The sequence below is a fragment of the Cryobacterium sp. TmT2-59 genome, assembly GCF_004403545.1.
Lineage (GTDB): Bacteria > Actinomycetota > Actinomycetes > Actinomycetales > Microbacteriaceae > Cryobacterium > Cryobacterium shii.
This window is the reverse complement of record NZ_SOGM01000089.1, coordinates 1-22,948: the sequence shown is the minus strand read 5'-3', so window position 1 is coordinate 22,948 and position 22,948 is coordinate 1. Positions and strand designations below refer to the sequence as shown.

Here is a 22,948-nt window from a genome sequence, read left to right as displayed (position 1 = left end):
GGCCCGCCCGCAGCCCGCGCCTGCCCACACTCGCCCGCGCCCGACCTCCCGCCCCTGCCCGCGCCCGCGCCCGCGCCCGCCCGCAGCGTCGCGGCGGACCCTGTGCCCGCCGGCGCAGGGTCTAACCTGCGCCCGCTGCCACAACCTGCGCCGCGAGTGCGGCCCGGCGCCCGGTGACCGGCCGTGACCCAGAGGTCACCCGGCATCCTGTCACCCGCACCTGCGAAGCTGGACCGATGACCGACACCCGCACCGACGCCCTCGAGATCCTGCGCACCCTGGTCGGGCGCGATGACGCCGACTTCCACGAGGGGCAGTTCGAGGCGATCGAGACCCTCGTCGACCAGCGCCGGCGCGCCCTGGTCGTGCAGCGCACCGGGTGGGGCAAGTCGGCGGTGTACTTCGTCGCCACGCTGCTGCTGCGCCGGCAGGGCGCCGGGCCGACGATCCTGGTGTCGCCGCTGCTCGCCCTGATGCGCGACCAGGTGGCCGCGGCCGCCCGGGCCGGCGTGCGCGCGGTCTCGATCAACTCGTCCAACCCGCACGAGTGGGCCGAGGTACGGCAGCAGCTGCAGAACGACGAGGTCGACGTGCTCCTCGTCTCTCCGGAGCGCCTGAACAACCCGAAGTTCCGTGACGAGCAGCTCCCCGCGCTGCTGGAGCGGGTCGGCCTGCTCGTCGTGGACGAGGCCCACTGCATCTCCGACTGGGGCCACGATTTCCGGCCCGACTACCGGCGCCTGCGCGACCTGATCGCCCAGATGCCCGACGGGGTGCCGGTCCTGGCGACGACGGCCACCGCGAACAGCCGGGTGGTGACGGATGTCGCGGCGCAGCTGGACAGCGCGGCGACCGGATCCGCCACCGACACCTCCGCCGGAGCCGACACCTCCGCCGCGGTGGTCACCATCCGCGGGCCGCTCGCCCGCGCCTCCCTGCGCCTGGGCGTGCTGCGCCTGCCCGACTCCCGCACCCGCCTGGCCTGGCTGCTCAGCCACATCGACGAGCTGCCCGGCAGCGGCATCGTCTACACCCTCACCGTGTCGGCGGCCGAAGACACGGCCCGGCTGCTGCGGGAGGCCGGCCACCCGGTGCGCGCCTACACCGGCCAGACGGACACGGCCGAACGCGAGGAGTCCGAGGGCATGCTCAAGCGCAACGAGGTGAAGGCCCTCGTCGCCACCAGCGCCCTCGGCATGGGCTTCGACAAACCGGACCTCGGCTTCGTCCTCCACCTCGGCGCACCCTCCTCCCCGGTCGCCTACTACCAGCAGGTCGGCCGCGCCGGCCGCGCCACCGAGAACGCCGATGTGCTGCTGCTGCCCGGGGTCGAAGACCAGGACATCTGGCAGTACTTCGCGACCTCCTCGATGCCCAGCAAGAACAAGGCGGAGGCCGTGATCGCCGCGTTGACCGCGCACGGCGGCGCCCCGCTCTCCACCCCGGCGCTGGAAGCCCGCGTCGACCTGAAGAGGAGCCCGCTCGAACTCCTGCTCAAGGTGCTCGACGTGGACGGCGCCGTGCGCCGGGTCACGGGCGGCTGGGTCGCCACGGGCGAGCCCTGGTTCTACGACCAGGAGCGCTACGAGCGCATCGCCGCCGCCCGCGTCGCCGAGCAGCAGTCCATGATCGAATACGAGACCACCACCGGCTGCCGGATGGAGTTCCTGCAGCGCGCCCTCGACGACGACACCGCCGTCGCCTGCGGGCGCTGCGACAACTGCACCGCGGCCTGGTTCCCGGCCGAGGTGCGGCCCGACATGGCATCAGCCGCCGCCCAGTCCCTCGACCGGGTCGGCGTGGCCCTCGAGCCGCGCGCCCAGTGGCCGACCGGGGTCGCCAGCCTGGGCGTGAACGTGCGGGGCAACATCCCGGTCGACGAGCGTCTGCTGGCCGGGCGCGCCCTCGCCCGGCTGACCGACCTGGGCTGGGGCGGGCCCCTGCGCGACCTCTTCGCCGCTCAGGCCACGGATGCCCCGGCGAGCAAGGCCATGATCGCCGCCTGCATCCGCGTGCTGGCCGAGTGGGGCTGGGAGGAGCGGCCGGCGGCGGTGGTGAGCCTGCCGTCCCGGCGGCATCCGGTGCTCGTCGACTCGGTGGCCCGCGCCCTCTCCGATGCCGGGCGGCTGCCCTGGCTCGGTTCCCTCGACCTCGTGGGCACAGGGCCGACCGGCGCCCCGGGCGGCAACAGCGCCTACCGGCTCTCCAATGTGTGGGACCGCTTCAGTGTGGGGCCCGATCTCGCCCAGGCGCTGGCCCCGTTCGCCGGGCGGCCGATCCTGCTGGTCGACGACATCGCCGGGAGCCGCTGGACGCTGACCGTCGCCGGGCGCCTGCTGCGGCGGCAGGGCGTCGCGGCGGTGCTGCCGTTCGCTCTCGCCCTCACGTCCTGATGCCGGCGCCCCGGGTCAGCGCAGCGCCCGCAGCTTGACGCCCCGCCGCTCACCGACCTCGTCGGCGTCCGCGGCCTCGCCCCGGTGTGCCGCCTGCATGGACAGGCGCACGAGATCAACGCCGCGCAACCCCGGCCAGCCCTGCACCAGGCGACGCCAGGACGTGGGCACCTCCGCCAGTCCCCAGCGCGCGGCCACGAGCGCACCGACGGTGGCCGCCACGGCATCCGTCTCGCCCCCGCCCCGCGCAGCGGCCTCGATGGCGCGGCGCACCTGGCCGGCATCCGTGCCCTGGGTGTGGGTGATCGCCGACCAGGCGCCCTGCAGCGTCTGCACCACCCAGCCGTTGTTCGAGAAGTCTGCCGGCCGCTTTTCTTCGGCGTAGGCGAACCGCGCCGCCCAGGCGGCGCGCCGACCGGCCGGCAGCAGCGGAAGACCGACCCGCAGGTCCAGCTCCCCCTCCATCACCGCATGACGGATGGCGAGTCCCCACAGCACGCAGGCGTCCCCGGTATCCGTCTCGCAGTGCGTCAACTCACTGACCAGCCGGGCAGCATCGGCCAGCGCCCCCGGGTCGTCGAGGTAGGCCAGGGCGACCGCCGCGCTGCGAGGGAGCGAGCCGGCGCCGGCGCTGCGCCCGTTTCGTTCGTGCTGTTCCCGGGCCATCCGGCGCACCCCCGCTGCCGTCGGTTCGCTGCGCGAGAGCACCGCCCCCAGCTGGATTCCACCGTAGGGGGCGGATTTCGCCCAGCCCACCCACTGGACGGCCACGCCGTCGAGTACGGCCTCATCCCGCAGGTCTCCGCCGTCTGCCGCGGCGAGCGCCAGGGGCACGGCCATGGCGGTGTAGTCGGTCCATTCGCCGGGCGCCCAGTGGAACCCGCCGCCCCCACGCATACTGACGGGCGTGGAGTCGGGCAGGGGGCCTGCGAATTCGTAGCCGGCACCGAGCGCGTCTCCGCAAGCCAGGCCGAGGAGCACGCCGGCGGAACGATCGTGCTGGGCAGGGGTGAGCTTCATGGCGGACTCCTTCGGGTTGAGTACGGCTCGCGCAGCCTATTACCACGCAAAATCGCGGGCAAGGCCATTGACCCGGCGTCCCCTCCTGTGTGACGGGACATGTCGGATGGGAATAGTGACCGGTGCGCACACCTTGTTAGTCTTCGGACGTTGCTGATCAGCAACGGAACGACGAAACCTCGGTTAGGCCAGAAACTAATGAAGCTCAAGATCATGTCGGCAGTCCTTTTCACAGCGATCGCCGTTTCGCTGGCCGGCTGCTCCACCGGCGGGGACACTGACTCCGACAAGACCGCCGGGGCGGACACGTCCCTCTCCGCCGTGCAGAAGTCCGGCACGCTCACCGTCGGCACCGAGGGAACCTACCGCCCGTTCACGTTCCACGAGAACGGGTCGGGCAAGCTGACCGGATTCGACGTCGAGGTGGTCGAAGCCGTCGCCGGCAAGCTCGGCGTCAAGGCCAAGTTCGAGGAAACCCAGTGGGACGGCATCTTCGCCGGCCTCGAGGCCGGCAGGTTCGACGTGATCGCCAACCAGGTCTCGATCACCCAAGAGCGCACCGCCAAGTACGAGTTCTCCACGCCGTACACGTACTCGACGGGCGTGATCGTGGTCAAGAGCGACAACACGTCCATCACCTCCTTCAAGACCCTGTCGGGCAAGACCTCGGCGCAGTCGCTGACCAGCAACTGGAACACCCTGGCCACCGAGAGCGGCGCCAACGTGCAGGCCGTCGAAGGCTGGGCCCAGTCGGTGGCACTGGTCGAGCAGGGCCGCGTCGACGCGACCGTGAACGACAACCTGACCTACCTGGACTACAAGAAGCAGACCGGTGCCGCCGGTCTCAAGGTGGCCGCGAACACCGACGAGAAGTCCGAGTCCGCATTGGCCTTCATCAAGGGCAGCACGGCGCTTAAGACCGCCGCGGACAAGGCCCTGGCCGAGCTGACCGCGGACGGGACCCTGGCGAAGATCTCCGAGAAGTACTTCGGGACCGACGTCTCCAAGTAACCGCCTCGGCTGACGAGGCGTACCGATGAACGAGACCGCGACCCAGTCCGCCTGGGACCTTTTTTTGACCTCCCTGGGACCGATCGCGCAGGGAGCCGTCACGGGAACCATCCCGCTGGCCCTGGCATCCTTCGCGATCGGGCTCTCGCTGGCCCTCGGGCTGGCCCTGATGCGCCTATCCCGGCGCCGCTGGGTGTCCGGCATCGCCCGCGTCTACATCTCCATCATTCGCGGAACGCCCCTGCTGGTGCAGCTGTTCGTGATCTTCTACGGCCTGCCGTCGCTGGGCATCCTGATCGACCCGTGGCCGAGCGCGGTGGTCGCGTTCTCGCTGAACGTGGGCGGGTATGCGGCCGAAGTGATCCGCGCGGCGATCCTCTCGGTTCCGAAAGGACAGTGGGAGGCCGCATACATGATCGGGATGTCGCACCGGCGCGCGCTGACCCGGATCATCCTGCCCCAGGCCGCCCGGGTGTCCGTCCCTCCCCTGTCGAACACCTTCATCAGCCTGGTCAAGGACACCTCCCTGGCCTCCCTGATCCTGGTCACGGAGCTGTTCCGCCAGGCCCAGGAGGTGGCCGCGTTCAGCCAGGAGTTCATGCTGTTGTACCTGGAAGCGGCACTGGTGTACTGGGTGATCTGCCTGGCCCTGTCGTCGGTGCAGAGCATCCTCGAGAAGCGATTGGACCGCTATGTCGCCCACTGACCAGCCCGTTCCCGACGCCCTGCTGCGGGTGCGCGGCCTGCGGAAGAACTTCGGCACGAACCGGGTGCTCGAATCGATCGACCTCACGGTCGGGCGCGGCCAGGTGCTCGCCCTGATCGGCCCGTCCGGTTCGGGGAAAACGACCATCCTGCGCTGCCTGAACGGCCTCGAGCTGGCCGACGGCGGCACGATCGATGTGGGTGGCGAGGTGTCCGTCTCGTTCGACCCGCCCCCGACGAAGAAGCAGCTCACGGCGTTGCGGGACCGCTCGGCCATGGTCTTCCAGCACTACAACCTGTTCCCGCACAAGACCGTGCTGGAAAACGTGCTCGAGGGGCCCGTCGTGGTGCAGCGGCGGCCGAAGGCCGAGGTGACGGCCGAGGCAATCGCCCTGCTCGAGCGCGTGGGCCTCGGCGACAAGACGGACAGCTACCCGTTCGAACTCTCCGGCGGCCAGCAACAGCGCGTCGGGATCGTACGCGCGCTCGCGCTGCGACCGCAGCTGCTGCTCTTCGACGAGCCCACCTCGTCGCTGGACCCCGAACTCGTCGGCGACGTGCTGCACCTGATCAAGGAGCTGGCGGTGGAGGGCTGGAGCATGGTGATCGTCACTCACGAGCTCGAATTCGCCCGCGAGGTAGCCACCGAGGTGGCGTTCGTCGACGGCGGCACCGTTGTCGAGCACGGCGATCCGAAGCAGGTTCTTCGCGAGCCGAAAGAGGAACGCACCCGCCAGTTCCTGCACCGGCTGTTGTTCCCGTTCTAGACCACCGGCCGGCGTCTGAAATCCGCCCGCTAGCTCTGGTGCTCGGGGTCGTGCTTATTCGCTGGTTCCGCGACGGTCTGATCCGCTGCCCGGAGTGAGCCGGCATGAGCCCGCGCCGTGGGATCCTGCCGCGTCTTGATCAGGCTCGCAACCGTGGTCACGGTCAAGACCACACCGATGACGATCAGGCTGAGGTTCGTGCTGATCTCCGGCACGCGGGCGTCCAGGCCGTGTCCCCAGTGCAGAACGAGTTTCACACCGATGAAGGCCAGGATGAGGGACAGGCCCGTCGACAGGTAGACCAGCCGGTCGAGGAGCCCCTTGACGAGGAAGAACAGCGCCCGGAGCCCGAGCAGTGCGAAGGCGTTGGCCGTGAAGACGATGTAGGCCTCGTCGGTGATTCCGAAGATCGCCGGGATCGAGTCGAGTGCGAACAACAGGTCGGTGCTGCCAATGGCTATCAGCACGATGAACAGCGGTGTCACCGCTCGGCGGCCAGCGCTTCGCGAGAACATCCTTCCGCCGTCATAGTCGTCGGTGACGGTCAGGCCCCGGCGGGCCACCCGGACCAGCACGTTGTCCTGCACGTCGGGGTCGACATTGCGGTGCCGGTACAGCTGTACGGCCGTGAAGATCAATACCAGACCGAAGATCAGGAACATGAATGAGAACAGCGAGAGCAGTGCGGCGCCCAAGGCGATGAAGATCGCCCGCAAAATGAGTGCCAGCACGATCCCGAAGATAAGAACCTTCTGCTGGTATTTTTCCGGGACGGCGAAGGTCGACATGATGATCACGAATACGAAGAGGTTGTCGATGGACAGGCTCTTCTCAACGATGTAACCGGCGAAGTATTCAGCGCCGAAGCCCCAGCCCACCTGCGCCGCGAAAACGAGGCCGAACAGGATCGCGACCGCGATGTACAGCACGGACGAGAGTGCGGCCTCCCGAAACCTGACAACGTGCGGCCGAGCGATGGCCAGGCCCAGGTCCAGCGCGAGCAGAACCAGAATGACTGCGATGGTGAGCGCCCAGCGGAGCGCGGTTACTTCCAGCAATGGTGACCTTCCTGTCGTATCCCCGGTGAGAATTTTTTCCCCATCTCGGCGGCATTATTCTTCTTCAGTGATGTCAACAGCGATTTCTCCGGTGGTCTCCGACTCAACATCGCCCGCCCCCTTCCGGCGCCTCGCCGGTCTGCTGCGGATCGGCATGGGCCTGCTGCTTCTCGCGAGCATTGCCACGCAGGTCACGGACCAGCTCTGGAACGATGCCTTCGTGGCCACCGAGTACTTCGGCTATTTTACCATCCAGTCCAGCCTGATGAACGTCGTCGTGCTCCTCGTGGGCGGTTCCCTCGCCCTGCGCCGAAGGCTGGATCCCCAGCTCCTGACCGGAGTACGGATGTCGGTGCTCACCTACGCGGTGGTCACCGGCGCCGTGTACAACGCTCTGTTGCGCAACGTCGTCTCCGACGGGTTCACCGGGATCGCCTGGCCCAACGAGGTGCTGCACGTCTGGGCGCCGATCTTCATCGCGCTGGACTGGATACTCTCCCCGGGGCGCCCCGCCCTGGCCTGGAAGCGCCTCGGTCTGGCCCTGATCTATCCGCTGGCCTGGGTGGCCTACGCCGTGGTGCGGGGCAACCTGACCGGCTTCTACACCTACCCCTTCCTCGACCCAGGCCAGCCGGGCGGCTACCTCGCGGTGGCGCTCTACGTGCTCGGCATCGCGGCCTTCATCACCGCTCTCGCCGCGGCCGCGATCGCCGAGAGCCGGTTCCGTTCCCCTGCGTTCCGGGCCGACACCACGGCCTGATCGGCTCAACTGAGTCCGTTCGGCGGGCGCGAACGTGCCGAACACCGCGATCATCTCGTCCACGCTGTGCGCCGCGGTCGATGGATGCCGGAACGGCCGGTTCCGCTCGATGCTGTAGTGGTTGCGCCGCCCGACCCGTTCACGCCGGATGTACCCGGCCTCGACCAGGTCGGCCAGGATGCTCAGTGCCGCCCGGGACGACACCCCCACCGTGTCCGCGAGCTCCTGCACCCGGGCATCGGGGTTCGCCGCGATGGCGAGGAGCAGGTGCGCGTGGTGAGTCAGGAACGTCCACCGTGTGTCGGGGGGAGGCCGGCGGTCCGCCGGGGACAGTGACGGGGCAGGGGACGGAGACCGGGCCGGGATCTGTGTCATCGTCTCGTCTCACTTTCGGTTCTTCTCGGTCGGATCCACCAGACCGGCTCGAGTTCGGCCAGTTCGTCCGGAGTGGCCAGCCGGAATGCCCCGGCCGGAACCGCCTCGACGCTGCGGCGGCCCTGTCCCCGCGTGGCCCGCAGACTCAGCAGGATCGACACCAGGAGGATCGCCACGATCACGGCCAGCGATACCGTCGTGGGGATGTAGAAGACGTCGAGCAGCAGCATCTTGACACCCACCCAGACCAGCACCAGGGCGAGGCCGATCTTCAGGTAGACGAAGCGGTGCATGAGGTCCGCGAGCAGGAAGTACATGGCGCGGAGCCCGAGGATCGCGAACGCGTTGGCTGTGAAGACGATGAACGGTTCGTTGGTGACCGCGAAGATGGCGGGGATGGAGTCCACGGCGAACACGACATCCGTCACCTCGACGAGCACGAGGACGGCCAGCAGCGGCGTCGCGAGCAGGATGCCGTTCTTGCGCACGAGGAAGCGCTGGCCATGGAAGGCGTTGGTCATCGGGATGAAACGGCGGAAGAGACGCAGCACCGGCGACTTCTCCGGATGTGCTTGTTCGGCGCGCGTCTTGATCATGCGGTAGCCGGTGTAGATCAGGAACGCGGCGAAGACATACAGGATCCAGGAGAAGTTCTCGATCAGCACGGCGCCGGCGGCGATGAAGCCGCCGCGTAGCACGAGGGCGCCCACCACGCCGAGGAACAGCACTCGGTGCCGGTATTCCCGCGGCACCGCGAAGGCCGCGAAGATGATCGCCCAGACGAAGACGTTGTCCACCGCGAGGGATTTCTCGATCAGGTAGCCGGCGAAGTATTGCTGACCGAATTCGGCTCCGGCGGTGATCCAGACCACCAGCCCGAAGCCGATACCGATCAGCACCCAGACGACGGACCAGGCTGCGGCTTCCCGCACCCGGATCACGTGCGCCTTGCGATGGGCGAACAGGTCGATGGCGAGCATCGCTAGGATGATGCCGAAGACGCCCAGCCAGGCGGAGAGAGAAACGTCCATGGGGAGAGTGATGCCTTCCAGTCAGGTGCGCCAACTGGAGGTCTGGTCCGGCCGCGGTGGCCCGTGCGGCCGGGTTTCGATCACGAAACCGTAGTGACGACCACACGCTGAGGATTACTCCCCTCCTGCAATTAGTGAAGCATGCTTCACCTGTCGGATCAAGCAACGGCATCAAACGACGTTGAAAGGCCCCGGCTCGGCGACTATGGTGCGTTCAAACAGGGAGGTCGCCCATGAAGGGTTTCGTTCAGGACATCAAGGATCTTGCCGGTCAGAATTCGGATTTTCGCCGCGTTCTCTACACCGGCAGCGGGCTGCAGCTGGTGGTGATGTCACTCAAGCCCGGCGAAGACATCGGCGAGGAGGTGCACGATGACCGGGACCAGTTCTTCCTCGTCGAGAAAGGCCGGGGAGAGATCTGGATTGACGGCATCACCACCGAAATCCGTCGGAGCATGGGCATGGTGGTTCCCGCCGGGGCGCGGCACAACGTGTTGAACACCGGGGGCAAGAAGCTCCGGCTGGTCACTGTGTACGGGCCGCCTCAGCATGCCGACGGCACCGTGCACGCGACCAGGGAAGACGCCGAGTCCGCCGAGGAAAGCTTCGACGGCACCACCACGGAGCGCGCGCGCGCCAAGGGCACGTCGGCCGGGAACAAAACGGCCGGGAAAGCGACCGCCGGGAAGACGACTGCTCGAAAGACGACTTCTCGAAAGACGACTTCTCGAAAGACGACTTCTCGAAAGACGACCGCCGGGAAGGCAAGCATCGGCAAGACGAGCGCCGACACCGAGTAGTCGAGTGCCCGCGCTTCATCCTGTGCTGGGTGAGGCGCGTGGTCATCCGGTCATTATCGCTACCGGTAGGGTCGAAAGCCGACCCTGGGGGAACCGTGCGAAACTCGCTGCACCACGTCGGCCGGGCCCGACGGCGTTCGCGGCTGCGGCCGGGCCTGACCGTGCTCGTGGCCCTGCCCCTGCTGATTCTCGCGCTGGCGATCGCAGCCGGGAACACCGGGAACCCGGGCGCCCCGGCCGCGAGCTCGGCGTCGCCCGCCGCCTCGGCCGTGGCCACTCCCGAGGCCACTGCGGCTTCACCCGGGGCCTCGGCGGCGGCCTCCCCCGCCGGCTCCGCCTCGGCGTTGCTCGCCACCCTGCCGGTGAAGGGAAAGGCCGCGAAGACGGGCTACGACCGCACCGGGGAGTTCGGGTCCGCCTGGCGGGACGTCGATCGAAACGGCTGCGACACCCGCAACGACATCCTCGCGCGGGATCTCACGGTGATCGTGACGTCCGGGCCCTGCAAGGTCATGAGCGGCCAGCTCCTGGCGCCGTACACCGGTCGGACCGTGGCCTTCGTGCGCGGCGAAACGACCTCGACACTCGTGCAGATCGACCACCTGGTGGCGCTGTCGAACGCCTGGCAGACCGGTGCCCAGCAGCTCACGCAGGACCAGCGGATCGCGCTGGCCAACGATCCCGTGAACCTGCTCGCGTCCGATGGCGCCTCCAACTCACAGAAGAGTGACGGCGACGCCGCCACCTGGCTGCCCGCAGCCTCGTCCTTTCGCTGCGAATACGTCGCCCGGCAGATTTCGGTCAAGGCCGCCTATGGCCTGTGGGTGGCCCCGGCCGAACATGACGCGATGGCGCGCGTGCTCGCGGCCTGCCCCGACCAGCAGGCCTACGCCGACACGCCCGCGCCCGCGTTCTGACCCCGGCCCCGGCTCACGCTTGACACTGACTACACCGGCACGAGACCGTCGTCGATCTCGCTGTAACCCTGATCGGTGACGGTGATGACCAGCTTGGCCGGGATCTGCTCCTTCATCGAGTCGACGTGGCTGATCAGGCCGATGGTACGGCCACCGGCGCGGAGCCCGTCCAGGGTGCTCATGGCCGTCTCCAGCGTGGCGCTGTCGAGGGAACCGAACCCTTCGTCGACGAAAAGGGTGTCCAGGGCGATGCCGCCGGCCTGGTTCGACACCACCTCGGCCAGACCCAGGGCCAGCGCGAGCGAGGCGAGGAAGGTCTCACCCCCGGAGAGCGAGTGGGTGGGCCGGGCTCGCCCGGTGTGCGCGTCGCGGATCATCAGCCCGAGGCCGGACTGGTTGCCCCGGTACTGCAGCGAATCATCGTGCTCGAGGCAGTAACGGCCGCCGGTCATGGTGCGCAACCGGTTGTTGGCCGCCGCGATGATCTCCTCGAGCTGCGCGGCGAGGACGTAGGTCTCCAGGCGCATCCGTTTGGTGTTCGGTTCATCCCCGTGCACCGCGGCAGCCAGCTCGCGGACCCGCGTGTGGGTGGCGAGGAGCTCGGCCCCGGCGTCGAAGTGCGCCGCGGCGTCCGCGACCAGCCCGGCCATGACGGCCACCCGCTCGTCCAGCGACCCGCGGGCGGCCACGGCCTCGTCTCGGGCGTCGGCGGCGGCCGCGAGGGCGATGCGGGACGGTTCCAGATCGGTCCGGCCGTCGGGGAGGCCGACGATCTCCGGCTCGGCGAGCACGGCGCGCGACGCCGCCAGCTCGTCGTCGTGGCGCCGGATCGCCGCCTCCAACGTCGCAATGGCGGCCTCGTCCAGGCGAGCGGTGACCGCGGCCGCCTGGTCGGTGAAACCTTCCTGCGCCAGCTGCGCGTGTACGACGTTGAGAGCTGACTTCCGTGCGTTGTCCCGTTCGAGGCTGCGGGCCAGGGCCTCGTCCAGGGTGCGCGCGGCGTCGAGTCGGGCGCGCAGGGCCAGTGCCCGGTGCGTGACGGATGCGAAGTCGCCGCGATGGGCTTCGACCCGCTCGTCGATGGCCAGGCGCTGGCTGCGGCGCTCGGCCAGGGTCGTGGCCGCCTCGTCACGGGCGAGTCGCAGGTCCGCCAGTGACCGCCCCGCCTCCTCGAGGTCGGCCCGCAGCCGGCTCTTGTCGCGGCCCAGGCTCTCGGCGCGTTCGGCCGCGGCCTCGGCTTCGGCCAGCGCCGCCTCAGCCGTGATGATGACGGCGGCCAGTTCGTGGGCGCTCCCTTCGCCGGCACGGATTCCGGCCAGCGCGAGAGCAGTGGTGACCGAACCGATTCGGGCGTGGCTGCGGTCGAGCCCGGCCTGGGCCAGCGCCATCCGCGCACGAGCGGCCTCGAGGTCGCGCTCGGTGACCGGTTCGCCGTCGCCGACGGCGGGGACGGGATGCACGCTCGAGCCGCAGACGACGCAGGGCGCCCCGTCGACGAGCTGCAGGGCCAACTCCGCGGCATGACCGGCCAGTCGCCGATCACCGAGGTCCTGATAGTGCACCGCGGCCTCGGTGTTCTCCCGGGCGGTGGCGGCGTCGGCCACCAGGGCAGCCGCGAGATCGGCGTCAAGGGCTCGCACCTCTTCCGCCGCGGTCTGGGCGGCGAGCGCAGCCTGCACGAGTGCACGGGCCTCCGGTTCGCGTGCTGCCGTCCGAACCGCAGCGGCCAGTTCCCGGTCGATCCCGTCGAGCCGGTCGGGCAGCAGGTCGAGTTGCTCCTGCGTCGCATAGACGGCCGCCGTGTGGCGGCCGAGCCGAGCCGCCAGGTCGGCGAGGTCACCGTCGAGCCCCGGCAGTCGTTGTTCAGCGAGGACGACGTCGTCCAGCGAGCCCAGTTGACCGAGAAGGACTTCGATCGTGGTGCCGAGGCTCTTCCGCGTGGAGGCGGCGACCCGATCGGCCGGGATGGGCGCGCCGCCCGGAGCCGGGGAATCCCCGGCCGTGTCCGGGTCGTCCTGGAACGGTTGCCAGGCCTGACGTGCGGCCCGCTCCGCGGCCAGGGCGAGGTCACGGGCGTCATCGGCGGCCTGCAGGGCCAGGAGCTGAGGCCAGACCTTTGCCGCCCGGTTCGCGGATTGCACGGCGCCCCGCTCTGAGGCCACCCCGGGCTCGCGTTCATGCAGCAGAGTGAGGGACGACAGGGCACCGTCCCGGCGATCCTGTCGTTTGCGCAGGTCGCCCTGCGCCTGGTGGTGAGCCGTCGCGGCGGCGAGTGCAGCCGCAGATCGGTCTGCCGTCACGGCGGCGGCCCGGTGCAGGGCGCCGAGTTCGTCCCGGGCGGCGTCGAACCAGTCGCGGTCGGGGTTCTGCGGCACGTCCTCACGTTGGAGCTGCCGCGCCGCGGTGCCGGAAAGCCCGGCCAGCCGTTGCCGCACCGATTCCAGAGCGTCGCCGAGCAGCTTGCGCCGGCCCTGGAGGTCCGTCTCCACTCTCTCAAAGCGTGCCGTGCCGAAGAGTGTGCGGAGCACGGCACGGCGGTCGTCCGTCTTGGCCAGGAGGAACCGCTGGAACCGGTTCTGGGCCAGCAGGATGACCTGCAGGAACTGGTCCTGCTTGAGGGGAAGGATCCGCGCCAGCTCATGTCCGACGTCGACGGGGCGGGTGGCGATGCTGCGCCAGCCGGCACCGTCAGCAGCACCGTCAGCAGCACCGCTGTCACCAACGCGGTCGAACACGTCGAGGCGGGCGTCGGGCTGCGACATGGTGGTGCCCACCCCGCGCTTTTTGTTCTTCTCGTATCGGGGCGTGCGGTAGATGCGGTAATTCTGGCCGTTCAGGCCGAATTCGAGCTCGACAAAGGTGAGGTCGTCGGGGTCGCAATGGTCGCTGCGCAGCTGGGATTCGGTGCCCTCATAGCGCGGCACGCTGGCGTACAGGGCGAAGCAGACCGCGTCGAGGATGCTGGACTTGCCCGCCCCTGTTTTTCCGCTGATCAGGAATATTCCGTCGGCATCGAACCGCTGGAAGTCGATCACCTGTTCGTTCTTGTAGGGACCGAAACCGGCGATCCGCAAGCGCTTGATCTTCATTCCGTCACCTCCAGGAGGTCGCTCGCGGCGAGGATTTCGGCGACGAGATCACGCTCGAAATCCGTCTGGCCGACCCCGTTGCGCACGAACTCGAGAAATCCCGCCACGATCTCGAGGTCGTTCTGGCGATAGATGCGCTCCCCGTAGGTCGCGACCTCTGACTGCACGACGATGAAGGGCCGATGCTCGAGGGTGACGCAGTGCGGGAAACGCTTCTGCAGTCGCCGCATTCCATCGAGGGGCCGAACCTGGTCGGTCAGGATCGCCGACACCCAGTCATCCGTGAACTCATCGAACGAGTCGTCGGTAAGCAACGCGTCGATCTCACCGGTGAGCACGCTGAGGCGGCGGGGCACGGGCAGGTCGACCCACTCGATCTGCGCCTCGTGGCCGCCGCGCCCGTCACCGGGCCCGAGGTCGACCAGCCAGCCGCCGCGGGGCTTGCCGGCCTCGGAGAACGAGTAGTGCAGTGGTGCTCCCGAGTAGCGCACCCGGTCGTTGAGGACGGCCCGGCCGTGGATGTGGCCGAGGGCGACGTAGTCGGGACCGACGGACTTCGCGCCGTCATTTATGAATCCGTCGTTAATGAATACCGGGTTGGTAAACACCGAGACCGGCACGAGGTCGAGCCCGCCGGCGGTGATGTCGCGCTCGACGTCGGTCGCCTCGGCTACCGCGACTCCGGCCGCGAAACAGTGGCTGAGGACGACCGAGCGGCCGCCCCGCACGGCGAGGTCGGCGCGGATGCGGCGCATCACGAAGGTGAGCACCTGCTCGTGCGTCTTGAGCGTCTCGTCCGGGTAGAGGTGTCGGATCAACGCCGGCTCGAGGTAAGGGATGCCGTAGAAGTGCACGGGGCCATGCTCGTCCTGCAGGGTGACGGGCTCGAGGAATTGTTCCGGCCGGGTCACCACGTGGATGCCGGCCAGCCGGGCCCACTCGGATTGGAAGCCCAGCCGGGTCGCCGAATCGTGGTTTCCGCTGGTCATGACCACCTGGGCGCCGGCCTCCCGGATCTCGCGGAGCGCCGCCGCGAGCAGGGTGTAGCTGTCGGCGGAGGGCATCGCCGAGTCGAAGATGTCGCCGGCGACGGCGACCACATCGATCCGGTGGTCCCGCACGGCCTGGACCAGGGCGTCGAGGACCTGACGCAGGTGCCCCAGGGTCGAATGCGTGTGGAAGGTTCGCCCGATGTGCCAGTCAGAAGTGTGCAGGATCTTCATGCTCTTCACGGTAGTGCCGACCACTGACACCGGCCGCACGCCTGCCGATCCGGGGCCCATCGCCGTGCAGGCGGCAGGCGAAAATCGCCCCGGGACAGCCACTTCTTTGTTTATCTGCGTTTTGCTTGACAAGCAAAAACAAACACAGGTACGGTAGAGCCATTGAAGTCCCGTGGTCCCCGCCACAACCGTTTCATACATCGTCGAGGAGGACAAATGTTCGCTGAAGAGCGCCAGGCCCTGATCGCCGATCTGGTGTCCAGTTCGAGCCGGGTCACGGTCAGCGAGCTGGCCACCCGCTTCGACATCACCCCCGAAACGGTGCGCCGAGACCTGACCACCCTGGAGGGCGCCCGCCAGTTGCGCCGCGTTCACGGCGGTGCCGTGGCCCTCGACCGGCAGAGCATGTCGGAGCCGAGCCTCGAAGAGCGCCGGACCCAGCACCATGACGAGAAGATGCGGATCGCGGCCGCAGCCCTCGCGCTGATCCCGGCCAGCCAGACCGGGTCGATCCTGCTCGACGCCGGTACGACCACCGAACTCCTCGCCGACCTCCTGGTCGACTGGGCCCCGGCCGAACTGGACGACGAACTGCTCGTCATCACCAACGCGGTCCCCATCGCCACCAAGCTCGCCTTGAACGACGACATCCAGCTCTATATCCTCGGCGGCCGCGTGCGCGGCCTCACCCGCGCCGTCGTCGGCCCCAGCACCATCGCCCAGCTCGACGCCCTGCGGCCCGACATCGCCTTCATCGGCGCCAACGGCGTGCACTCCGATTTCGGATTCAGCACCCCGGATGCCGTCGAGGCCGCAGTGAAAACAGCCATCGTCCGTTCGGCCCGCCGCGTTGTCGCGCTGGCCGATTCCTCCAAGCTCGACAAGGAAACCCTGATGCGCTTCGCCGCCCTGGGTGAAATCGACGTGCTGATCACGGACGCCTCCCCATCATTCGAACTTGCCGCAGCCCTGGCCGCGGCCGACGTTGAGGTTGTGATCGCGTGATCATCACGCTTACCCCTAATCCAAGCCTGGATCGCACGATCGAGCTGAGCGGGCCCCTGGCGCGCGGCGAGGTGCAACGCGCCGGCTCCTCCCACGAGGAACCGGGCGGCAAGGGCGTGAACATCGTTCGCGCACTCGAGGCATCCGGCATCCTGAGCCTCGCCATCCTGCCGGGCGACGATATGGACCCGGTCCTGGTCGCCCTGCGCGCCGACGGTGTCCCGCACCTCGGAATGCCGATCGGCGCCACGATCCGCAGCAACGTGGCCATCACCGAGCCCGACGGCACCACCACCAAGGTCAACGTGCCCGGGCCGGTCCTGACCCCCGCCCAGCAGGCCGCCCTGATCGAGCTCGTGCTGGAGAAGGCCGAAGGGGCCAGCTGGCTGGTCCTGGCCGGCTCCCTGCCGCCCGGGGTGCCGGTGGACTTCTACGCCAGGATCACCCGCGAGCTGCGCACCCGCTTCGGCACGAGCGCCCCGAAGGTGGCCGTCGACTCCTCGGGAGCGCCGCTGGCCGCCGCCGTGACCGCCGGCCCTGACCTGATCAAGCCCAATGCGGAGGAGCTCGCCGAGCTCACCGGCATCCCCGACCCGGACAGCCTCGAGGGCAACCCCGAACTCGTGGCCCGGGCCGCGCAGCGCCTCGTCGCCGGCGGGGTCGGCGCCGTGCTGGCCACCCTCGGTTCCAAGGGTGCCGTGCTGGTGACCGCCGATGGGGCCTGGCTGGCCCAGACCCCGCCGATGGTGGCGGTCAGCACGGTCGGCGCCGGGGACTCGTCCCTCGCCGGATACCTGCTCAGCACCAGCGCCGGGGAACCCGCCCCCGACTCCCTTCGTCAGGCAGCCGCCCATGGGGCAGCCGCCGCGTCTTTGCCCGGATCAACCGTTCCGGCACTGAACCAAACCAAACCGGGCGACGTCACCGTGACGACGCTTGTTACCCATCCAAAGGAGGATGTCCAGTGAGTGCACTGATCACGCCGGAGCTCGTTGCTCTGGATAAGAATCTCGGAGCCGCGCCCTCGAGCGTAATCCGGCATCTTGCCGAGCTCGTCGTCGGCGCCGGCCGAGCCACCGAGATTGAGGGCCTCTACGCGGATGCCCTCGCCCGCGAAGCGAAGACCGCCACCGGGATTCCGGGCGGCATCGCAATTCCTCATTGCCGCTCAGAGGCCGTTTCCGAGCCGACGCTGGCCCTGGCCCGGTTGACCTCCCCGGTCGACTTCGGCGCCAAGGACGGCCCCGCCGACCTCGTCTTCCTGATCGCAGCCCCCGCGGGAGCCGACCAGGACCACCTTAAAATCCTGGCCAAGCTGGCTCGCTCGCTGATGAAGGCCGACTTCACCGCCGCACTGCGCGCGGCGAAGACGCAGGCCGAGATCGTCGAGCTGGTCACCAACGTCGTCGCCCCCGTCGGAGTCACCGTCGGCGCGTCCGCAAACGTGGGCAGCACGCCGTCCGCGGCCACCGGGGTCAAGCGCCTCGTCGCCGTCACCGCCTGCCCGACCGGCATCGCGCACACCTACATGGCTGCCGAGTCCCTCGCCGCCGCGGCCAAGGCCGCCGGCGTGGACATGCAGGTCGAGACGCAGGGTTCCGCCGGCCTCACGATGCTTGACGCGTCCGTGATCGCCGCGGCCGATGCCGTCATCTTCGCGGTCGACGTGGACGTTCGCGGTCGCGAGCGTTTCGCCGGCAAGCCCGTCATCCAGGTGCCCGTGAAGCGCGGCATCGACGAACCGGCCAAGCTCATCCAGGATGCGCTGGCCGCGGCACAGAACCCCAATGCCCGCCGCGTCGGCGGCACCGTCGGTGCGGCCGAGGCCGAGGAGACCAACGAGCACTTCGGCCAGAAGGTCAAGCGCGCCCTGCTCACCGGTGTCAGCTACATGATCCCGTTCGTCGCCGGTGGAGGCCTGCTGATCGCACTCGGCTTCCTCCTCGGAGGCTACGAGATCACCAAGGTCGCCGACACGGTGACGCTGCAGAACAGTCTGTTCAACCTGCCTGACGGCGGAATGCTCACCTACCTGGGAGCCGTCTTCTTCAAGATCGGCGCCCTGTCGATGGGCTTCCTGGTTCCGGCCCTGGCCGGTTACATCGCCTACGCGATCGCCGACCGCCCCGGAATCGCCCCCGGTTTCGTCGCCGGTGCCGTTGCCGGGTTCATGGGTGCCGGCTTCCTCGGCGGCATCGCCGGTGGTCTGCTGGCCGGTGTCGCAGCCGCCAGCTTCGCGAAGCTCGACGTTCCGCGCTGGCTCCGCAGCCTGATGCCCGTCGTCATCATCCCGCTGGTCGCGTCGATCGTCGCCTCGGGCCTGATGTTCCTGGTTCTCGGTGGCCCCATCGCGCTGCTGAGCACCGCGCTGAACGAGTGGCTGTCCGGCATGACCGGCGCCTCCGCCATCCTGCTCGGCCTGATCCTGGGCCTCATGATGGGCTTCGACCTCGGTGGCCCGGTCAACAAGGTGGCCTACGCCTTCGCCGTCGCCGGCCTCGGTACGGCCACCATGGCCAACCAGGCGCCGTGGCAGGTCATGGCCGCGGTCATGGCCGCCGGCATGGTTCCGCCGCTCGCCATGGCTCTGGCCACGGTGCTCGACCGCCGACTGTTCAGCGTCGCTGAGCGGGAAAACGGCAAGGCGGCCTGGCTGCTGGGTGCGTCCTTCATCTCCGAAGGCGCCATCCCGTTCGCTGCAGCAGACGTGCTCCGCGTGATCCCGGCCTGCATGGTCGGCGCCGGTGTCACAGGCGCTCTCTCGATGGCCTGGGGTGTCACCTCGAAGGCTCCCCACGGTGGCGTGTTCGTGTTCTTCGCCATCGACAGCTTCGCGCTCTTCGCCCTGGCCATCGCGATCGGAACCGTTGTCGCGGCCCTGCTCGTGATCGCTCTGAAGCGCTACGCCCGCAGGACACCGCTGGTCACCACGGATGCAACCGTGCCCGCACTGACCAACGCGTAGCATCAAGAGCGCAGTAGTTTCGCTGCGCGAGAATAGAGGTTATACCGTGCAAAATTTCACCGGCGTCGGCGTAAGCCCCGGCCGAATCATCGGATCCGTCAGGCAAATGCCGAAACCGATCAGCGAACCCCCGGCTGGCGACCGGCTGGATCCGTCGAAATCGGCGGATGAGGCGACCGGCGAATTACGCGCCGCGGCCAAGACGGTGCAGGCCGAGCTGCAGCGCCGCGCCGAAGCCGCCACGGGTGCCAGCAAGTCGGTCCTCGAAGCCACCGCGCTGATGGCCACCGACCCGATGCTGATTAAAGCCGCAGTGAAATTAGTCGCGACCGGAACGTCTACCGAACGGGCCATCTGGGAGTCCGGCGCATCCGTCGCTGAGATGCTGCACAACCTCGGCGGTTACATGGCCGAACGGGCCACGGATGTCCTTGACGTCCGAGCCCGGATCGTCGCCGAACTGCGCGGGGTCACCGCGCCCGGGATCCCCCACTCGGACGTTCCCTTTATTCTCGTTGCCGAAGACCTGGCCCCCGCCGACACGGCGACCCTGGACCCGAAGAAGGTCCTCGGACTGGTCACCAGCGGCGGCGGACCGCAGTCGCACACCGCGATCATCGCGCGCGCCCTCGGCCTGCCGGCCGTCGTCGCGGCGGTCGGCGTCGACGCCCTCGCCGACGGCACCGAGGTCTATGTGGACGGGGCCGCCGGCACCCTCCAGGTCGGTCCGGGTGACGAACAGCGCAAGGCCGTCGAGGCGTGGGAGCACGTCGCGGCCAGCCTGTCCGTGTTCGACGGCAACGGTGCCACCGCTGACGGCCACCTCGTTCCCATCCTGGCCAACGTGGGCGGGGCCGCGGACGCGGTCAAGGCCGCTGAAGCCGGAGCGCAGGGTGTCGGTCTGCTCCGCACCGAGTTCTGCTTCCTCGAACGCGACACCGAACCCACCATCGACGAGCAGGTCGTCGCCTACCGGGGCGTGTTCGACGCGTTCCCCGGCAAGAAGGTCGTCGTGCGCACGCTCGACGCCGGCGCCGACAAGCCGCTGCCGTTCCTCACCGACAGCACGGAGCCCAACCCGTCGCTCGGCGTTCGCGGCTACCGCACCGACATGACCAGCCCCGGCGTGCTCAAGCGCCAGCTCACGGCCATCGCGACCGCCGCCGAGGCGTCCTCCGCCGTGGTCTGGGTGATGGCCCCGATGATCGCCACGGTCGACGAGGCCGCCGACTTCGCGGCCATGTGCCGCGTTGCCGGGCTGAAGACCCCCGGCGTCATGGTGGAGGTTCCCTCCGCGGCCCTCCGCTCGGCGAGCATCCTGACCGAAGCCGAATTCGTCAGCCTCGGCACGAACGACCTGACCCAGTACGCGATGGCCGCGGACCGGCAGCTCGGCACGCTCGCGGCGCTGAACTCGCCCTGGCAGCCCGCCGTGCTGCAGCTGATCCAGCTTACCGTCGCCGGGTCGATCGCCGAAGGCCACAACAAGCCCGTGGGTGTGTGCGGCGAAGCCGCGGCCGACCCCGTGCTCGCCGTGGTGCTCGTCGGACTGGGCGTCGCAACCCTGTCGATGACATCCCGCTCGATGTCAGCCGTCGGTGCCGTGCTCAAGTCCGTGACGCTCGAAGAGGCCCAGGGGCTCGCCGAACTCGCACTCTCGGCACGCAACGCCGACGAGGCGCGTACGCGGGTGCGCGCCGGATTGCCCATACTGGAAGAGCTGGGACTCTGACCGCTCGCCGGCCATCCGTCGCAGCAGCAGAACACAGAGCAACACTGTGAGCATCACCATCGGCGGGCCTTACCCTCGCCGAGCACCAATGAGGAGGAAGAATGTCCGAACGTAAAGCCACCATTGCGAGCCGCGTTGGCCTGCACGCCCGCCCCGCGTCCATCTTCGCGGCCGCGGTCGGCGAACAGACCACTGAGGTCACGATCGGCCTGGAGACCGACCCGGCCGAAGACGCCATGGACGCCTCGAGCATCCTGTCGCTGATGAGCCTGGGCGCCTCCAATGGCGACGTCGTGGTTCTTCGCGCCGAGGGCGACGGATCCGACGAGGTGCTCGAAGCACTCGTGAAGATCCTGGAAACGGACCTCGACGCCGAGTAGCACCCCGCGCCGCCGGCGCGACGAAACCGAAAAGAGCACCCTCGCCACGAGGGTGCTTTTTTTGTTTCGGCATCAGCCGGAACAGGTCACGCGCGGGTCTTCCCCCGGCGGTCACCCTTGACTAGGGTTGCCCGTACACGCGGCGGACGAGACCCTGAGCGGCCGCCCGATTCCCTGCAGACGAGCGAGAAGGAACCAACCGTGACTGACAGCCAGAACCCCGCAGCCGCCCCCAGCGTCACCGGCCCCGCCACCGGCCCGGACGCACACAACATCAAGGACTGGACCGACCTCGGCAAGGAGATGTGGTCCTATCTCACCGGCAAGAGCGCCGTGATCAACTACAAGTTCATCGATATGACCGTCGAGGTGCCGCGCGACATCGGGCCGGACGCCCCGCGCGCCACCTGGAAGCTGAACGGGACGCTGCAAGTCACCACCAGTGAGGGCTCCGGCACCGAACCGCTCGCGCCGTAGCGATGAGTCCCTCCACGCGCCTGGATATCGACCTGGCGTTCTCCCTGGTGGGGCCGGGTGCGGCCTCGTCCCCGGAGCCCGGCGCCGCCCCGGCTGCCGGCCCCGCAGCGCCGTCCGAGCCCGCCGAGCAGATGAACGGCACCATCACCGCCCGCGGACTGCACGTCGAGGTCTTCTCGAGCAAGCCCGAACTCTTCGTGCGGGCCAGAACGACGAAGCTGAAAGACATCCGTGGCCTGGCCGCCGACCTGGCCGAGCGGGGGCTGACCGTCTCCGTGTCGGGGCCGGACGGTTTGATCATCCGTCTCGGCGCCGTGCGCGCGCCGGTCATCCAACGTCTGCTGACCGGCTCAGCGCATATCGCACTCGGCAGCCGGGCCGCCCTGGTTCCCCTGCTGCGCCGACGGAGCGCGGGAGCCGCGGATGCCCCGTCGTTCCCGCTCCCGCCGCCGACTCTGTTGCCGCTGGTGCCCACCTTCGACCGCAGGATCCGGCGCAGGATCACGACGACGCACTACGCGGCGGGGGCAGGCCGGCCCCGGCTGATCTTCGTCGTCGGTTCCGAGAACTGGAACGGGCAGATGCCGCGCGAGTTCGACCTGCTGCCGGGCACCACCACGATCGGTTCGGCGCCGGATGCCGACCTGCAGCTGCAGGGCCTCCAGCCTTTCCACGCCGAGATCCGCCACGATGAGAACGACGAATACGTCCTGTACCCGCTCGGCGAGGTGTCCGGCGGCGTCCGGCGGGAGTCCCCTCCGGACCAGGCCGGCGCCGGGCAGGTGCTGCGGACCGGGGCTCGGATCGAAATGGGGCCGTGGCGGATGGCGTTCTTCCGGGAGGAATATGCCGACCACGGCCGCCCCTACGGCGGTCGCCTGGGCGGTGAGCTGTCGTACCAGAAGCCGCAGCCCAGCCGCCGCAGCACCCCGCCCCAACCGCCGGCGTCCGCCCAGCCCGCGGATGCCGCGCCACCCGCCGGTGCCGCCCCGGTCGACGATTCCGAAATCTGAGGTCTCTCGGCAGAGGCGGCGCCGCCGTCTCGACGCGCGGCGGCCGGGCCCTGCGTCGAACCAATTCGACGGAGATACTGCCCTAAAAACCCGGATCCGGGCGGTTCCGGACCGATTTGGGCAAAATCTCGGCTCTCCTGCTGCATCTGTGGGTCTTTCGGAGCGCCTTAACGGCCGCACGCCGCTTCCTGTCTAGGTTTCTGACTGTCAAGGAAAGAAACTTTATA

At 68.9% G+C, this 22,948-nt stretch carries 19 protein-coding genes and 1 pseudogene; 14 read left to right on the top strand and 6 right to left on the bottom strand.

The window, feature by feature from the left end:
• The first annotated feature begins 236 nt into the window (after positions 1 to 236).
• Positions 237 to 2,393 (top strand): DEAD/DEAH box helicase, encoded by a 2,157-nt coding sequence (locus tag E3T24_RS14220; RefSeq protein ID WP_134402461.1) that lies wholly within the window; start codon positions 237 to 239, stop codon positions 2,391 to 2,393.
• A gap of 15 nt (positions 2,394 to 2,408) precedes the next feature.
• On the opposite strand, the gene E3T24_RS14215 is transcribed toward E3T24_RS14220, so the two are convergent.
• The gene (locus tag E3T24_RS14215; protein WP_134434768.1) at positions 2,409 to 3,413 is read right to left on the bottom strand and encodes an ADP-ribosylglycohydrolase family protein; all 1,005 of its coding nucleotides are present in this window, start codon (positions 3,411 to 3,413) and stop codon (positions 2,409 to 2,411) included.
• A gap of 213 nt (positions 3,414 to 3,626) precedes the next feature.
• Here E3T24_RS14215 and E3T24_RS14210 point away from each other — a divergent pair, with 213 nt between their 5' ends.
• The 3 genes from E3T24_RS14210 to E3T24_RS14200 are packed head-to-tail and all read left to right on the top strand — an operon-like array spanning position 3,627 to position 5,896.
• The gene (locus tag E3T24_RS14210; RefSeq protein ID WP_277871435.1) at positions 3,627 to 4,424 is read left to right on the top strand and encodes an amino acid ABC transporter substrate-binding protein; all 798 of its coding nucleotides are present in this window, start codon (positions 3,627 to 3,629) and stop codon (positions 4,422 to 4,424) included.
• 25 nt (positions 4,425 to 4,449) lie between these two features.
• Positions 4,450 to 5,130: an amino acid ABC transporter permease gene (locus tag E3T24_RS14205; protein WP_134365742.1), complete on the top strand. Its 681-nt coding sequence runs from the start codon at positions 4,450 to 4,452 to the stop codon at positions 5,128 to 5,130.
• Positions 5,117 to 5,896 carry an amino acid ABC transporter ATP-binding protein gene (locus tag E3T24_RS14200; RefSeq protein WP_134434767.1) on the top strand — a complete coding sequence of 260 codons (780 nt, stop codon included), beginning with the start codon at positions 5,117 to 5,119 and terminating at the stop codon, positions 5,894 to 5,896. The genes E3T24_RS14205 and E3T24_RS14200 overlap by 14 nt, the downstream gene beginning before the upstream one ends.
• Positions 5,897 to 5,925: 29 nt before the next feature.
• Here the strand turns inward: E3T24_RS14200 and E3T24_RS14195 are convergent, their stop codons facing one another.
• Positions 5,926 to 6,954 carry a TerC/Alx family metal homeostasis membrane protein gene (locus E3T24_RS14195; RefSeq protein WP_134365744.1) on the bottom strand — a complete coding sequence of 343 codons (1,029 nt, stop codon included), beginning with the start codon at positions 6,952 to 6,954 and terminating at the stop codon, positions 5,926 to 5,928.
• A gap of 70 nt (positions 6,955 to 7,024) precedes the next feature.
• On the opposite strand from E3T24_RS14195, the gene E3T24_RS14190 reads away from it, so the two are divergent.
• Complete coding sequence (locus E3T24_RS14190) at positions 7,025 to 7,714, top strand: Pr6Pr family membrane protein (RefSeq protein WP_134365745.1); 690 nt, start codon at positions 7,025 to 7,027, stop codon at positions 7,712 to 7,714.
• Positions 7,715 to 7,858: 144 nt separating this feature from the next.
• On the opposite strand, the pseudogene E3T24_RS14185 reads toward E3T24_RS14190, so the two are convergent.
• Together E3T24_RS14185 and E3T24_RS14180 are read right to left on the bottom strand one after the other, a co-directional pair.
• Positions 7,859 to 8,089, bottom strand: a pseudogene (locus tag E3T24_RS14185) (winged helix-turn-helix domain-containing protein); the annotation flags it as partial.
• On the bottom strand, positions 8,086 to 9,120 hold the full coding sequence (locus E3T24_RS14180) for a TerC family protein (RefSeq protein ID WP_134365746.1): 1,035 nt from the start codon (positions 9,118 to 9,120) through the stop codon (positions 8,086 to 8,088). The gene E3T24_RS14180 and the pseudogene E3T24_RS14185, both read right to left, overlap by 4 nt.
• A gap of 233 nt (positions 9,121 to 9,353) precedes the next feature.
• Between E3T24_RS14180 and E3T24_RS14175 the strand changes: the two genes are divergently transcribed.
• On the top strand, positions 9,354 to 9,920 hold the full coding sequence (locus E3T24_RS14175; RefSeq protein WP_134434766.1) for a cupin domain-containing protein: 567 nt from the start codon (positions 9,354 to 9,356) through the stop codon (positions 9,918 to 9,920).
• 95 nt (positions 9,921 to 10,015) lie between these two features.
• The gene (locus tag E3T24_RS14170) at positions 10,016 to 10,837 is read left to right on the top strand and encodes an HNH endonuclease family protein (protein WP_241975806.1); all 822 of its coding nucleotides are present in this window, start codon (positions 10,016 to 10,018) and stop codon (positions 10,835 to 10,837) included.
• Positions 10,838 to 10,866: 29 nt separating this feature from the next.
• On the opposite strand, the gene E3T24_RS14165 is transcribed toward E3T24_RS14170, so the two are convergent.
• Both E3T24_RS14165 and E3T24_RS14160 read right to left on the bottom strand, forming a co-directional pair.
• On the bottom strand, positions 10,867 to 13,926 hold the full coding sequence (locus tag E3T24_RS14165; protein ID WP_134434765.1) for an SMC family ATPase: 3,060 nt from the start codon (positions 13,924 to 13,926) through the stop codon (positions 10,867 to 10,869).
• Positions 13,923 to 15,149 (bottom strand): exonuclease SbcCD subunit D, encoded by a 1,227-nt coding sequence (locus E3T24_RS14160; RefSeq protein WP_134434764.1) that lies wholly within the window; start codon positions 15,147 to 15,149, stop codon positions 13,923 to 13,925. The genes E3T24_RS14165 and E3T24_RS14160 overlap by 4 nt, the downstream gene beginning before the upstream one ends.
• Before the next feature lie 216 nt (positions 15,150 to 15,365).
• Between E3T24_RS14160 and E3T24_RS14155 the strand changes: the two genes are divergently transcribed.
• The 7 genes from E3T24_RS14155 (at position 15,366) to E3T24_RS14125 (ending at position 22,721) form a co-directional block, all read left to right on the top strand.
• On the top strand, positions 15,366 to 16,154 hold the full coding sequence (locus E3T24_RS14155; protein ID WP_134365750.1) for a DeoR/GlpR family DNA-binding transcription regulator: 789 nt from the start codon (positions 15,366 to 15,368) through the stop codon (positions 16,152 to 16,154).
• On the top strand, positions 16,151 to 17,122 hold the full coding sequence (locus E3T24_RS14150; RefSeq protein WP_134365751.1) for a 1-phosphofructokinase family hexose kinase: 972 nt from the start codon (positions 16,151 to 16,153) through the stop codon (positions 17,120 to 17,122). The genes E3T24_RS14155 and E3T24_RS14150 overlap by 4 nt, the downstream gene beginning before the upstream one ends.
• The gene (locus tag E3T24_RS14145) at positions 17,119 to 19,119 is read left to right on the top strand and encodes a fructose-specific PTS transporter subunit EIIC (protein ID WP_134365752.1); all 2,001 of its coding nucleotides are present in this window, start codon (positions 17,119 to 17,121) and stop codon (positions 19,117 to 19,119) included. The genes E3T24_RS14150 and E3T24_RS14145 overlap by 4 nt, the downstream gene beginning before the upstream one ends.
• Positions 19,120 to 19,165: 46 nt before the next feature.
• Positions 19,166 to 20,851 carry a phosphoenolpyruvate--protein phosphotransferase gene (gene ptsP, locus E3T24_RS14140; protein ID WP_134365753.1) on the top strand — a complete coding sequence of 562 codons (1,686 nt, stop codon included), beginning with the start codon at positions 19,166 to 19,168 and terminating at the stop codon, positions 20,849 to 20,851.
• Positions 20,852 to 20,952: 101 nt separating this feature from the next.
• Positions 20,953 to 21,231 carry an HPr family phosphocarrier protein gene (locus E3T24_RS14135; RefSeq protein WP_134365754.1) on the top strand — a complete coding sequence of 93 codons (279 nt, stop codon included), beginning with the start codon at positions 20,953 to 20,955 and terminating at the stop codon, positions 21,229 to 21,231.
• Between the two features lie 273 nt (positions 21,232 to 21,504).
• Positions 21,505 to 21,708 carry a hypothetical protein gene (locus E3T24_RS14130; RefSeq protein WP_134365763.1) on the top strand — a complete coding sequence of 68 codons (204 nt, stop codon included), beginning with the start codon at positions 21,505 to 21,507 and terminating at the stop codon, positions 21,706 to 21,708.
• Between the two features lie 2 nt (positions 21,709 to 21,710).
• Entirely contained in the window at positions 21,711 to 22,721 is a 1,011-nt protein-coding gene (locus tag E3T24_RS14125; protein WP_174776154.1) for an FHA domain-containing protein, read from the top strand.
• Positions 22,722 to 22,948: the final 227 nt, after the last annotated feature.